Genomic DNA, 13015 nt, shown 5'->3' with positions numbered 1-13015 from the left:
ACATGCGGGGTGTCCGCGACCTCTCGCGAACCGGGCCGAGGTAGGGCACCTTGGTAAGGACGAGAGGAGACAAACCGTGTCAAATCACACGTATCGTGTCACCGAAATCGTAGGAACCTCCCATGAGGGCGTGGACGAGGCGATTCGCAACGGTGTCGCAAGAGCCTCGGAAACGTTGCACAATCTCGACTGGTTCGAGATCACCCAGGTGCGCGGGCAGATCGAAGATGGCCGAATCGCGCACTATCAGGTCGGCCTGAAAGTGGGCTTCCGGCTCGACGACCCGAAGTGACGCGCCGGCCCGACACCCCGCGCGGGGGCGACCGGTTCAGGTGCGCCCGTCTCGCTCCTGCGCGTCCTTCAGCGCGGGCGAGGCCGGGGTCCAGCGGGCGCGCACGACGGTGAATCCGGCCAGCTCGGCGGCGTCGCAGACGAGCTCGTCGTCGTCCACGAGCATGCGCACCGTACGGTCGCGGCCGAGCCGCTCCAGGATCTCCAGCTTGGTCCGGCGCGCCGGCCGGCGGTCGTCGTTGCGCCGCATGTGCAGCCGCCCCTCGGGCAGCCCCTGACGGGCCAGCCAGGCCACGGTGTCCTTGCGGCACCGCTCCGGCCGCCCGGTGAGGTAGACGATCTCGCACTCCTCGGCGCTGCTCAGCGCGAGCCGTACGCCCTCGTCCAGCGGCGGGTCGTCCACGGCGGCGGCGAAGAAGGCGGACCAGTTCCGGCGGCCCTCCAGATGGTGCTGGCGGTGCGCGGTGTCGGCGAGCGTACCGTCAAGATCGAACACGGCCACCGGCCGGACGTCGTTTCTCATGCGGCCAGCAAACCAAGCGGCGGCACCATCCGGCGAACCGGCGCGGCCACCGGCCGGCCGACCCGCACCGAGTACGGAGACACCTCCCCCATGACCTCGCCCCACGATCCGTACGTCAGGGTCCGAGGCGCCCGCGAGCACAACCTGCGGAACGCCGACGTCGACATCCCCCGCGACACTCTCACCGTCTTCACCGGCGTCTCCGGCTCGGGCAAGTCCTCGCTGGCCTTCGGCACGATCTACGCGGAAGCCCAGCGGCGCTACTTCGAGTCCGTGGCCCCCTACGCCCGGCGGCTGATCCATCAGGTCGGCGCGCCCGCCGTCGGCGAGGTCACCGGGCTGCCGCCGGCCGTCTCGCTGGAGCAGCGCAGATCGGCGCCGGGCGCCCGGTCGTCCGTGGGCACGGTGACGACGCTGTCCAACTCGCTGCGGATGCTGTTCTCGCGGGCCGGGGACTATCCGGAGGGGGCCGAGCGGCTGGACTCGGACGCGTTCTCGCCGAACACCGCCGCCGGGGCGTGCCCCCGCTGCCACGGCCTCGGCCGGGTCCACCGCACCAGCGAGGAACTGCTGGTCCCGGACCCGGAGCTGTCGATCCGGGAGGGGGCGATCGCCGCCTGGCCGGGGGCCTGGCAGGGCAAGAACCTGCGCGATGTGCTGGACGCCCTCGGCTACGACGTGGACCGGCCGTGGCGGGAACTGGCTCCGGCCGACCGGGAGTGGATCCTGTTCACCGACGAGCAGCCGGTGGTGACCGTCCATCCGGTGCGCGAGGCGGGGCGCATCCAGCGGCCATACCAGGGCACGTACACGAGCGCGCGACGGTACGTCATGCACACGTTCGCCGATTCGAAGAGCGCCACCCTGCGGGCGAAGGCCGAGCGCTTCCTGGCCAGCGAGCCCTGTCCGGTCTGCGGGGGCAGCAGGCTGCGGCCGGAGGCCATGGCCGTCACGTTCGCGGGGCGCACCATCGCGGAGCTCGCGGGCCTGGCGCTCACCGAGCTCGCCGGCGTGCTCGCGGCGGCGGGTGGCGACGGAACCGCCCGGGTGCTGACGGCGGACCTGCTCGCCCGCATCGGGACCGTCACCGAACTGGGCCTCGGCTACCTGAGCCTGGATCGCACGGCGCCGACGCTCTCCTCCGGCGAACTCCAGCGGCTGCGCCTGGCGACCCAGCTGCGCGCGGGGCTCTTCGGTGTGGTGTACGTCCTGGACGAGCCGTCCGCCGGTCTGCACCCGGCGGACACCGAGGCGCTGCTCGCGGTGCTGGGGCGGCTGAAGGAGGCCGGGAACACGGTCTTCGTGGTGGAGCACCAGATGGACGTGGTGCGGCAGGCGGACTGGCTCGTCGACGTCGGGCCGCTGGCGGGTGAGCACGGCGGCCGGGTCCTGCACAGCGGGCCGCCCGCCGGGCTCGCCGGGGTCGCGGAGTCGGCCACCCGCCGCTTCCTGTTCCCGGAGGAGCCGCCCCCGCCGCGCGAGGTCCGCGCGCCCTCGGGATGGCTGCGGCTGCACGGGGTGGAGCGGCACAACGTGCGGGGGGTGGACGCGGCGTTCCCGCTGGGCGTGTTCACGGCGGTGACCGGGGTCTCCGGTTCCGGCAAGTCGACGCTGGTGGGGCAGGTGCTGGCGGGTGCCCTGGCGGACCGGAGCGGCGCCGGGCCGGACTCCGGCGAGCGGGAGGAGGTGGCGGCCGGATACGCCCGCGCCGAGGGGCTGGACGCGGTGGACCGGCTGGTACAGGTGGACCAGCGGCCCATCGGGCGTACGCCGCGCTCCAACCTGGCGACGTACACCGGCCTGTTCGACGTGGTGCGCAAGCTGTTCGCGGCCACGCCCCTGGCGCGGGAGCGGGGGTACCGGGCCGGGCGGTTCTCGTTCAACGTGACCGGCGGGCGGTGCGAGACGTGCCAGGGCGAGGGGTTCGTCTCGGTGGAGCTGCTGTTCCTGCCGAGCACGTACGCGCCCTGCCCGGACTGTCACGGCGCGCGGTACAACCCGGAGACGCTGGATGTCACGCTGCGCGGGCTGAACATCGCCCAGGTGCTGGACCTGACCGTGGAGTCGGCGGCCGGGTTCTTCGCGGAGACCCCGGCCGCCGAGCGCAGCCTGGGGACGCTACTGGACGTGGGGCTCGGCTATCTGCGGCTCGGGCAGCCCGCGACGGAGCTGTCCGGCGGCGAGGCGCAGCGGATCAAGCTGGCGGCGGAGCTCCAGCGGACGCGCCGGGGACACACGCTGTACCTGCTGGACGAACCGACGACGGGGCTGCATCCGGCCGATGTCGACGTGCTGACGCGCCAGTTGCACGGGCTGGTGGACGCGGGTTCCACGGTGGTGGTCGTGGAGCACGACATGGCCGTGGTCGCGGGGGCGGACTGGGTGGTCGACCTCGGTCCGGGCGGCGGTGACCGGGGCGGCCGGATCGTGGCCGAGGGGCCTCCGGTGGAGGTGGCACGGGCGCCCGGGAGCCGCACGGCGGGGTACCTGCGGGCGGCCCTGGGACTTGCCTGACCGCTCGACCGGCTCCAACTCCTCTGAAGGGCAGGCCGGTTGATGGCCGGCACAGGGGAAGGGAAATGAAACAGTAAAGAATGTTGACAGTTATCTGGTCCATACCAATCATGGGCATGCCACACGGTCGTACACGGCCGTGCGGCATGTGACCCCCGGCCGGGAATCACAGGAACGGGCCGCGCCCCTCACCGGGCGCGGCCGAGTCGTGCGTCCGCCCGTCGTCCCACCCCGCTGGGAGATTCCCCATGAGACGTCCAAGAACTGTCGGCGCCGTCCTGAGCGCCTTGGCCACCGCCGTCGCGTCCGCAGGCCTGGTCCTCGGATCAGGTGCCGGCGCGCAGGCCGCCACCACCGCCGCCACCCCCATGCCCGCGCACGTCTTCGCCCCGTACTTCGAGGCGTGGAACGGCGACAGCCCGGCCGCGCTCGCCCAGGCGTCCGGTGCCAAGTACCTGACCATGGCCTTCATCCAGACGGCGTCCCGCGGCTCCTGCACCCCGTACTGGAACGGCGATTCGGGCATGCCGATCGCCCAGTCCGAGTTCGGCGCCGACTTCGCCACCATGCGGTCGCGCGGCGGTGACGTGATCCCGTCGTTCGGCGGCTACACCGCGGACAACACCGGCACCGAGATCGCCGACAGCTGCACCAGCGTGGACTCGATCGCCGCCGCGTACGAGAAGGTCATCACGACCTACGACGTATCCCGCCTCGACATGGACATCGAGGACAACTCGCTGACCAACAGCGCCGGCATCGACCGCCGCAACAAGGCGCTCAAGAAGGTCCAGGACTGGGCCGCCGCCAGTGGGCGCCCGCTCCAGATCTCGTACACCCTGCCCACCACCACGCACGGGCTCGCCGAGTCCGGGCTCGCGGTGCTGGAGAACGCGGTGTCCAACGGCACCAAGGTCGACGTCGTCAACCTCATGACGTTCGACTACTACGACGGCGCCGCGCACGACATGGCCAAGGACACCCAGACGTCCATCACCGGGCTGAAGGGCCAGCTGGCCTCGCTGTACCCGTCGAAGACCGACGCCCAGCTGTGGGGCATGACCGGCATCATCGAGATGCCCGGCATCGACGACTACGGACCGGCCGAGACCTTCACCACGGCCAACGCGCCCGTGGTGTACGACTGGGCCGTCTCCAAGGGCGTCAACACCCTGTCGTTCTGGGCGCTCCAGCGCGACAACGGCGGCTGCCCCGGCACCGGCGGGAGCGACACCTGCTCCGGCATCGCGCAGGACACCTGGTACTTCACCCACACCTTCGCCCCGTTCACCAGCGGCGGCAGCGGACCGGTGACCGACGACTACTCGGTGGCCGTGACCCCCTCCTCGGCCACGGTCGAGCCGGGCAAGTCGACGACCGCCACCGTGAAGACCGCGGTGACCTCGGGCGCCGCCAAGACGGTCGCGCTGACCACCAGCGGCACCCCGGCCGGGGTGACCGCCGCGCTCAGCCCGACCTCGGTGACGGCGGGCGGCTCCGCCACGCTGACGCTCAGTGCCTCGGCGTCGGCGGCCCCCGGCACGTACACCGTCACTGTGACCGGCACCTCCGGCACCCTCAGCCACTCGGCCTCGTTCACCCTGACGGTGCCCGGTGCCGGCGGTGGCACGGGGGCGCTGGTCAACGGTGACTTCGAGACCGGCGCGCTGGGCCCCTGGACCTGCGAGTCCGGTGGCACGGTCGTCTCCTCGCCGGTGCACGGCGGCGCGCACGCGCTGTCCGTCGCGGCCACCTCGTCGCAGACCGGCGAGTGCGCCCAGACGCTCACCCTCTCCCCCAACACCACGTACACCCTTCAGGGTTACGTCCAGGGGAACTACGCCTACCTCGGGGTCCGGGGCGGCGCGACGGCGAGCACCTGGGGCCTGTCGAGCGGCTACACCAAGCAGTCGGTGACCTTCACCACCGGTTCCAGCGGCTCGGTCACGGTCTACCTGCACGGCTGGTACGGCCAGGGCACGGTGTACGGGGACGACCTCTCCGTGACCAAGTCCTGACCGCGCGGGGCCCCGGAGACGGGCGGCCTCCGGGGCCCTCGGCGGTGCGGCGGCTCAGCGGCGGGCCTTGCGGGTCGCCCGCAGCCACTCCTTGTTCATCGCCGAGATCGACGGCAGCGGGATGCCCTTGGGGCAGGCGGTGGCGCACTCGCCGGTGAGCGTGCAGCCGCCGAATCCCTCGCTGTCCATCTGCTCCACCATGTCGAGCACCCGGGTCTCCCGCTCGGGGGCGCCCTGCGGGAGCACGTTGAGGTGGTTGACCTTCGCCGAGGTGAAGAGCATCGCCGAACCGTTCGGGCAGGCCGCGACACAGGCGCCGCAGCCGATGCACTCGGCGTGCTCGAAGGCGAAGTCGGCGTCCGGCTTCGGCACCGGCGTGGCGTGCGCGTCCGGTGCCGTACCGGTCGGTGCGGAGATGTAGCCGCCGGCCTGGATGATCCGGTCGAAGGCCGAGCGGTCCACGACCAGGTCCTTGACGACCGGGAAGGCCGAGGCGCGCCAGGGTTCGACGTCGATCGTGTCGCCGTCCTGGAAGGCGCGCATGTGGAGCTGGCAGGTGGTGGTGCGCTCCGGCCCATGGGCGTCGCCGTTGATGACGAGGCTGCACGCGCCGCAGATGCCCTCGCGGCAGTCGTGGTCGAAGGCGACGGGGTCGTCACCGGCGAGGATGAGCTCCTCGTTGAGGGTGTCGAGCATCTCCAGGAACGACATGTCCCGCGAGATGCCGTCCACCTCGTACGTGGACATGGCGCCGGGGGCGTCGGCGTTCTTCTGGCGCCAGACGCGCAGGGTGAGCTTCATGCGTAGCTCCGCTGAGTGGGGTGGACGTACTCGAAGACGAGGTCTTCCTTGTGCAGGACCGGGGCCTCGCCGGTGGCGGTGAACTCCCAGGCGGCGCCGTAGGAGAACTCATCGTCGCGCCGGGCGGCCTCGCCGTCCGGGGTCTGGGACTCCTCGCGGAAGTGGCCGCCGCAGGACTCGGCGCGGTGCAGGGCGTCGAGGCACATGAGCTCGGCGAGCTCCAGGTAGTCGACGATGCGATTGGCCTTCTCCAGCGACTGGTTGAGCTCGTCGCCGGTGCCGGGCACCTTGATGCGGCGCCAGAACTCCTCGCGGATCAGCGGGATCCGGGCGAGCGCGGTGCGCAGCCCCTCTTCGTTACGGGCCATCCCGCAGTACTCCCACATGAGTTCGCCGATCTCGCGGTGGAAGGAGTCGGGGGTGCGGTCGCCGTCGACGGCCAGCAGCAGGTTGAGCCGGTCCTCGGTCTCGGCGACCACCTCTTCGACGGCGGGGTGCGAGGCGTCGATGTCGTCGTGGTGCGGGTTGCGGGCGAGGTAGTCGTTGATGGTGGACGGCAGGACGAAGTAGCCGTCGGCGAGCCCCTGCATCAGCGCGGAGGCACCGAGGCGGTTGGCGCCGTGGTCGGAGAAGTTGGCCTCGCCGATCGCGAAGAGGCCGGGGATCGTGGTCTGGAGGTCGTAGTCGACCCAGAGGCCGCCCATCGTGTAGTGCACGGCCGGATAGATCCGCATCGGCGTCACGTACGGGTCCTCGGCGGTGATCCGGGCGTACATGTCGAAGAGGTTGCCGTACTTCTCCTCGACCTTGGCCCGGCCCATCCGCGCGATGGCCTCGGCGAAGTCCAGGTAGACGCCCTGGCCGCCGGGGCCGACGCCGCGTCCCTCGTCGCAGACGTTCTTCGCGGCGCGGGAGGCGATGTCGCGGGGCACCAGGTTGCCGAAGGAGGGGTACTGGCGCTCCAGGTAGTAGTCGCGCTCGTCCTCGGGGATCTCGTTGGCGGGACGGGTGTCGCCCTTGGCCTTCGGGACCCAGATGCGGCCGTCGTTGCGCAGCGACTCGCTCATCAGCGTCAGCTTGGACTGGTGGTCACCGGTGCGCGGGATGCAGGTGGGGTGGATCTGGGTGAAGCAGGGGTTGGCGAAGTGGGCGCCGCGCCGATGGGCCCGCCAGATGGCGGTGGCGTTGGAGTTCATCGCGTTGGTCGACAGGTAGAAGACGTTCCCGTAGCCGCCGCTGGCCAGGACCACGGCGTCGGCGAAGTAGGTGTCGGTCCTCCCGGTGACGAGGTCGCGGGCGACGATGCCGCGCGCCCGGCCGTCGACGACGATCAGGTCGAGCATCTCGGTACGGGGGTGCAGCTCGACGTTGCCCGCGGCGATCTGCCGGGACAGCGCCTGGTAGGCGCCGAGGAGCAGCTGCTGTCCGGTCTGGCCGCGCGCGTAGAAGGTGCGGGAGACCTGCACGCCGCCGAAGGAGCGGTTGTCGAGGAGACCGCCGTACTCGCGGGCGAAGGGGACGCCCTGCGCGACGCACTGGTCGATGATCTCGACGGAGATCTGGGCGAGCCGGTGCACGTTGGACTCGCGGGAGCGGAAGTCGCCGCCCTTGACCGTGTCGTAGAAGAGGCGGTGCACCGAGTCGCCGTCGTTGCGGTAGTTCTTGGCGGCGTTGATGCCGCCCTGCGCGGCGACGGAGTGGGCGCGGCGGGGCGAGTCCTGGAAGCAGAACTGGACGACGTGGTAGCCCTGTTCGGCCAGGGTCGCGCCGGCCGAGCCGCCGGCCAGGCCGGTGCCGACGACGATGACGGTGTGCTTGCGCCGGTTCGCGGGGTTGACCAGCCTGGCCTCGAAGCGGCGGGTGTCCCAGCGCTCCGCGACGGGGCCGGCGGGAGCCTTGGTGTCGGCGACGGGTTCGCCGGTCGTGTAGTGCGTGTAGTCGTTCATGTCAGCTCACGACTCCGGTCATGACGGCGACGGGTACGGAGATGAAGCCCACCGTCAGCACCAGCGCGAGGACGTTGGCGAGGGTCTTCAGGACGCGGTCGCGGCTCGCGCGGCCGGCGCCGAGGGTCTGCGCGGCGCTCCAGAACCCGTGCTGGACGTGGAGCCCCAGGGCGAGCATCGCGACGATGTAGATGACATCGCCGTACCAGGTGGAGAAGGTGTCGATGACGTTCTGGTACGGGTGGCCGGACTGGAATCCGCCGGAGTGCACGGTGCCGGTCGTCAGGTCCAGGATGTGCCAGACGATGAACAGCCCGAGGATGACCCCGCCGTAGCGCATGGTGCGGGTGGCGTAGCTCGCGCGCGGCCGCTTGTGCACGTACCCGTTGGGCCGGGCCCGCAGGTCGCGCCTGCTGAGCTGGTACGCGGAGACCGCGTGCAGCACCACGGCGGCGACGAGCACCACGCGCACGATCCACAGCGCCCACTCGTGGTGCAGGAACGGCTCGCCCATCACGCGCAGCCAGTGCGCGTAGCCGTTGAACTCGCCGGCCCCGAAGAAGATCTTCAGGTTTCCGACCATGTGGACGACCAGGTAGAGGAGCATGACCAGACCGCTGACGGCCATGATCGCCTTCTTGCCGACGGTCGAGCCCCAGAGCGTACGCGTCATGGACGGCCGTCGGTCCGTCCGGGTTGCCAATGCCATGGACACGACGCTAGGGCCGGGGGGTCCGATCAGTCCAAGTCATGGAACAGCTGATCTCCATAGCCTCTGTCTATGATGCGGGGTAGCGTGGGGTGATGCAGTTCCAGCAGCTCACCTATTTCGTGGCCGTCGCCGAGGCCCGGCACTTCACCCGCGCCGCCGAGGAGGTGCATGTCTCGCAGCCCTCGCTCTCCCAGCAGATCCGGGCCCTGGAGAACGAGCTGGGCGCCGAGCTGTTCAGCCGGGCACGCGGCAACATCACCCTGACGGACGCGGGCGAGGCGCTGCTCCCGCTGGCCCGGCGCATCCTGGCCGACGCCGACACGGCGCGCCACGAGGTGCAGGAGCTCGCCCAGCTGCGCCGGGGCCGGGTGAGGCTGGGGGCGACGCCCAGCGTGTGCACGGGCCTGCTGCCGGAGGTGCTGCGCGCCTTCCACGACCTGCACCCGGGCATCCAGCTGCTGCTGGAGGAGGGCGGCTCGCACGATCTCGTACGGGAGCTGGCGCGCGGGGCGCTCGATCTGGCCCTGGTGGTCCTGCCGTTGCCGGCCGCGTCACCGGCGCTGACCACGGTCGAGCTGCTCCGGGAGGACCTGGTGGTCGTCTCGTCGGCGCAGCGCCCCCGGCCGGGCCGGGGCGGGCGGGTCCGGATCGCGGACCTGGAGGGCGAGCCGCTGGTGATGTTCCGGCACGGCTACGACCTGCGCGAGCTGACGGTGGCCGCCTGCCGGGCCGAGGGGTTCGAGCCGTCGTTCACGGTGGAGGGCGGCGAGATGGACGCGGTGCTCGGCTTCGTCCGCGCGGGCCTGGGCATCGCGGTCGTCCCGGCCATGGTCGCGGCCCGGTCCGGTGCCGACCTGCGGACCACCCCGCTGGCCCGGCCCGGGCTGCGCCGCACCATCGCGCTGGCGCATCGCAGCGACGTTGCCCCGCCGCGCGCGGCCCGCGAGCTCCAGCGGGTCCTGCTCGCGGGACGGGCGGACACGGCGCCCGGGTGAGGGACGCCGTGCCCGCCCGGCTCACACCGCGTCGGCCAGCACCAGCGAGTGAATGCGGTCCGGGGCGCCGGGGCGGGCGTAGTACCAGCCCTGGGCCGTGTCGCAGCCCAGCTGCCGCAGCTGCTCCGCCTGAGCGGCCGTCTCCACGCCCTCCACGGTGACCGCCAGGTCGAGGCTGTGCGCGAGCGACACGATCCCCTCCACGATCTTCAGGTCGACCGGGTCCGCCGGATGGTGCTGCATGCCCTGGGTGAAGGACCGGTCCAGCTTCAGCACGCTCACCGGCAGCCTGCGCAGGTTCGCGAGGTTGGAGTAACCGGTGCCGAAGTCGTCCAGCGCGATGTCGACGCCCATCTCGGCGAGCTGGCGCAGCGGCTTCAGCACGTCCTCGTCCGCCCCGATCAGCGCCGACTCGGTGACCTCCAGGCAGAGCGCGCCCGCTTCGAGCCCGGAGCGCTCCAGGACCTCGACGGTCTCCGCGACGAGCTGCGGATGGTGCAGCTGGGCCGGTGAGAGGTTGACGTTGATCCGCAGCGGGCCGCCGTCGGTGTGCCGCTCCTGCCAGAAGTTGGCCTGCCGGACCGATTCCTCCAGGACCCAGCGGCCGAGCGGCACGATGAGCCCGGTGTGCTCGGCCAGCGTGATGAACCGGTCGGGCCCCAGCACCCCGTGCTGCGGATGGCACCAGCGCACCAGGGCCTCCGCGCCGTGCACCGTGCCGTCGCCGAGGTGCACCAGCGGCTGGTACTCGATGAAGAACTCACCGCGTTCCAGCGCGGCCGGCAGTGCCGTGGTGAGGCCGTGCCGGGTGATGGCCCGGGCGTCCGCCTCGGCGTCGGCCAGCTCGAAGCGGTTGCCGCCCGCGGACTTGGCCCGGTACATGGTGATGTCGGCGCTGCGCAGCACCTCGGCGGCGCTGCGTTCCCCGGCGGGGCCCTCGACGACGCCGATCGAGCCGCGCACCGTCAGCTCGCGCCCGTCGATCCGGATGGGCGTGCCGAGGACGCCGAGGATGCGGCAGGCGAGTTCGTCCACCTCGGCGGGGCTGTCGAAGCTCGTCGTGAGCGCCACGAACTCGTCACCGCCGAGCCGGGCGACCATCTCGCCGGAGGCGGTCGCGCAGCTCTGGAGGCGGTCCGCGACCTCCACGAGCAGCCGGTCGCCCGCCGCGTGGCCGAGGCTGTCGTTGATCGCCTTGAAGCCGTCCAGGTCCAGGTAGCAGAGGCCGAAGCGGCTGTCGTCGCCGGCTGAGAGCGCTTTCTCCAGGCGCTCGAAGAACAGCGTCCGGTTGGGCAGGCCGGTGAGCGCGTCGTGGGTGGCCTCGTAGCGGAGGCGGAGGTTGAGCAGGCGGCGCTCGGTGGTGTCCTCCAGCAGCGCCAGCTGGTATTCGGGCCGCCCCTCGGCGTCGCGCAGCAGCGACACCGTCAGGTTGGTCCACAGGACGGTGCCGTCGTTGCGGTAGTACGGCTTCTCGACCCGGTAGTGCTCGCGCTCGCCGCGTACCAGCTCGTTGTAGTACTTCCAGACCTGCGGGGAGTCCTCGGGGTGGACCCACTCGTTGACGCGGTGGCTCAGGACGTGGTTCTCCAGGCCGCCGAACATCCGGGTGAGGGTGTCGTTGACCTCCAGCACATTGCCGTCGAGGTCGGCGATCCCGATGCCGATGGCCGCGTCCTTGAAGACGGCGCGGAACCGTGCCTCGGTGGCGTGCAGGGCCTGTTCGGCGTGGGAGCGGGCGGTGAGCGCCGAGCGCGCGATGGCCTCCTGCTCGGCCAGTGTCCGCTCGCGCAGGGCCTGCGTGAAGCCGGCGGCCACCGCGTGCTGGATGCGGGCGCAGCGGGACCTGCTGTCCTCGGTGGTCAGGGCCACCGGTCCGTTGCTGCCGCAGTAGAGCACCAGGTACGAGTCGACGACGCCGAGTGTGGAGCTCAGCGCGTCCGGGTCGGTGCAGTGGGCGGCGACGAGCGCACCGCCCACCCCGGTCGCCGCGGCCGCGTCGAACGGGCGGGCGTGCAGGGTCTCGCTGAGCGTACGGGCCAGCGGCAGCAGGTGCTGCTCGAATTCGGTCCGGGTCAGGGAGGTGGCCGTCGACGGGAAGATGGCCCGGCTCCAGATGGTGGCGAATCTCCGGAGCCGGTCCTCGGGGCCGTCGGGCGCCGCCTCCGGGGCGCCGGACGACTGGGCGGGAATGCTCACGCCTTGCGTCCCACTCCCGCGATGCCCGAGAAGGCGTATGGGTCCTCGTTCTCGGGGGCCGCGGCGTTCTCGGGGCGCCATTCCGGCATCGCGACGAGGCCGGGCTCGACCAGCTCGTAGCCGTCGAAGAAGCGGGCGACCTCGTCGCGCGTGCGCATGATCAGGGGGTTGCGGATGTTCCGGTACACGCCGACCGCGCCGCCGGCCTCCTCACGGCTCAGCGGAATGCCCTCGTATGCGGCGTGGGTGACGATCAGGAGGCTGCCGGGAGCGAGCATGTCGCGGAGGGCGGCGACGGCGCTCTGCGGGTCGTCGGAGTCCTCGATGAAGTGGAGGACGGCCACGAGCAGCAGCGCCACCGGGCGGTCGAAGTCCAGGAGTTTGCTCACCTCGGGGCTGTCCCGGATCTCCTGGGGGCGGCGCAGGTCGGCCGCGGCGATCGTGGCGCCGGCGTTGCCTTCGAGGACGGCCTGGCTGTGCGCCACGGCGACCGGGTCGTGGTCGACATAGGCGACCTTCGCGGTGGGGTCGATCGCCTGGGCGACCTCGTGCACATTGCCGAAGGTGGGTATCCCGGAGCCGATGTCGAGGAACTGGCCGACCCCCTCGCTCAGCGCGTAGCGCACCGCTCGGCGCATAAAGGCCCGGTTCGCCTGCATGACCTTGGGAAGCCCCGGCATGAACTCCATGGCCTTCCGGGCTGCTTCCCGGTCCACCTCGAAATTGTGCGAGCCGCCCAGATAGAAGTCATACATTCGGGACACGCTCGGCACCGAAATGTCAATGCCTTGCGGTGCCCAGGCGGGACGCTCCATCGATGTCTCCAACAAGTCGCCACGGCGATCCGGCCATGTCCATGGTCAGTGTGGACCAGAGGCTACTGATCGTCCGCCAAGAGAGCGAGCCGAAACGGAAATTAGCCGTCCGTTATTGGTCACACTCCCATGGCATGTGCAACCGACTCGTCGCAGCCCGTTACATTCACCGAACGGGAGAGAACGAATAGTTCACTCCCGGAC

At 71.2% G+C, this 13015-nt stretch carries 10 protein-coding genes; 4 read left to right on the top strand and 6 right to left on the bottom strand.

Annotation, left to right across the window (positions count from 1 at the left end; genetic code table 11):
* The first annotated feature begins 76 nt into the window (after positions 1–76).
* A complete protein-coding gene (locus G3I41_RS19130) occupies positions 77–292 on the top strand; it encodes a dodecin (protein ID WP_164401437.1) in 216 nt (71 codons plus the stop codon).
* Positions 293–328: 36 nt separating this feature from the next.
* Here the strand turns inward: G3I41_RS19130 and G3I41_RS19125 are convergent, their stop codons facing one another.
* A complete protein-coding gene (locus G3I41_RS19125) occupies positions 329–814 on the bottom strand; it encodes a hypothetical protein (RefSeq protein WP_164401436.1) in 486 nt (161 codons plus the stop codon).
* A 90-nt stretch (positions 815–904) separates the two neighbouring features.
* On the opposite strand from G3I41_RS19125, the gene G3I41_RS19120 reads away from it, so the two are divergent.
* Both G3I41_RS19120 and G3I41_RS19115 read left to right on the top strand, forming a co-directional pair.
* A complete protein-coding gene (locus G3I41_RS19120; RefSeq protein WP_164401435.1) occupies positions 905–3328 on the top strand; it encodes an excinuclease ABC subunit UvrA in 2424 nt (807 codons plus the stop codon).
* A gap of 248 nt (positions 3329–3576) precedes the next feature.
* Positions 3577–5346 carry a glycosyl hydrolase family 18 protein gene (locus G3I41_RS19115; RefSeq protein WP_239081710.1) on the top strand — a complete coding sequence of 590 codons (1770 nt, stop codon included), beginning with the start codon at positions 3577–3579 and terminating at the stop codon, positions 5344–5346.
* 54 nt (positions 5347–5400) lie between these two features.
* Here G3I41_RS19115 and G3I41_RS19110 read toward each other — a convergent pair whose 3' ends face one another.
* Genes G3I41_RS19110 through G3I41_RS19100 form a run of 3 tightly spaced genes read right to left on the bottom strand, consistent with a single transcriptional unit; the run spans position 5401 to position 8802 of the window.
* On the bottom strand, positions 5401–6147 hold the full coding sequence (locus G3I41_RS19110; protein ID WP_164401434.1) for a succinate dehydrogenase/fumarate reductase iron-sulfur subunit: 747 nt from the start codon (positions 6145–6147) through the stop codon (positions 5401–5403).
* A complete protein-coding gene (locus tag G3I41_RS19105; protein WP_164401433.1) occupies positions 6144–8093 on the bottom strand; it encodes a fumarate reductase/succinate dehydrogenase flavoprotein subunit in 1950 nt (649 codons plus the stop codon). Before G3I41_RS19105 ends, G3I41_RS19110 begins: the two co-directional genes overlap by 4 nt.
* A 1-nt stretch (position 8094) precedes the next feature.
* On the bottom strand, positions 8095–8802 hold the full coding sequence (locus G3I41_RS19100) for a succinate dehydrogenase (RefSeq protein ID WP_164401432.1): 708 nt from the start codon (positions 8800–8802) through the stop codon (positions 8095–8097).
* 95 nt (positions 8803–8897) lie between these two features.
* On the opposite strand from G3I41_RS19100, the gene G3I41_RS19095 reads away from it, so the two are divergent.
* Positions 8898–9800 (top strand): LysR substrate-binding domain-containing protein, encoded by a 903-nt coding sequence (locus G3I41_RS19095; protein ID WP_164401431.1) that lies wholly within the window; start codon positions 8898–8900, stop codon positions 9798–9800.
* 21 nt (positions 9801–9821) lie between these two features.
* Here G3I41_RS19095 and G3I41_RS19090 read toward each other — a convergent pair whose 3' ends face one another.
* Positions 9822–11996 (bottom strand): EAL domain-containing protein, encoded by a 2175-nt coding sequence (locus tag G3I41_RS19090; RefSeq protein ID WP_164401430.1) that lies wholly within the window; start codon positions 11994–11996, stop codon positions 9822–9824.
* Entirely contained in the window at positions 11993–12811 is an 819-nt protein-coding gene (locus G3I41_RS19085) for an SAM-dependent methyltransferase (protein ID WP_164401429.1), read from the bottom strand. Before G3I41_RS19085 ends, G3I41_RS19090 begins: the two co-directional genes overlap by 4 nt.
* Positions 12812–13015 lie beyond the last annotated feature (204 nt).

This window comes from Streptomyces sp. SID9727, assembly GCF_010550605.1.
Classification (GTDB): Bacteria; Actinomycetota; Actinomycetes; order Streptomycetales; family Streptomycetaceae; genus Streptomyces.
The sequence above is the reverse complement of the archived record's forward strand: the minus strand, read 5'-3'. Positions and strand labels throughout refer to the sequence as shown.

Excerpts from the sequence above, each read along its gene's own strand:
- G3I41_RS19095 (WP_164401431.1), top strand. The coding sequence starts at position 8,898 with ATGCAGTTCCAGCAGCTCACCTATTTCGTGGCCGTCGCCGAGGCCCGG.
- G3I41_RS19085 (WP_164401429.1), bottom strand. The coding sequence starts at position 12,811 with ATGGAGCGTCCCGCCTGGGCACCGCAAGGCATTGACATTTCGGTGCCG.
- G3I41_RS19125 (WP_164401436.1), bottom strand. The coding sequence starts at position 814 with ATGAGAAACGACGTCCGGCCGGTGGCCGTGTTCGATCTTGACGGTACG.
- G3I41_RS19110 (WP_164401434.1), bottom strand. The coding sequence starts at position 6,147 with ATGAAGCTCACCCTGCGCGTCTGGCGCCAGAAGAACGCCGACGCCCCC.
- G3I41_RS19105 (WP_164401433.1), bottom strand. The coding sequence starts at position 8,093 with ATGAACGACTACACGCACTACACGACCGGCGAACCCGTCGCCGACACC.
- G3I41_RS19115 (WP_239081710.1), top strand. The coding sequence starts at position 3,577 with ATGAGACGTCCAAGAACTGTCGGCGCCGTCCTGAGCGCCTTGGCCACC.
- G3I41_RS19100 (WP_164401432.1), bottom strand. The coding sequence starts at position 8,802 with ATGGCATTGGCAACCCGGACGGACCGACGGCCGTCCATGACGCGTACG.
- G3I41_RS19120 (WP_164401435.1), top strand. The coding sequence starts at position 905 with ATGACCTCGCCCCACGATCCGTACGTCAGGGTCCGAGGCGCCCGCGAG.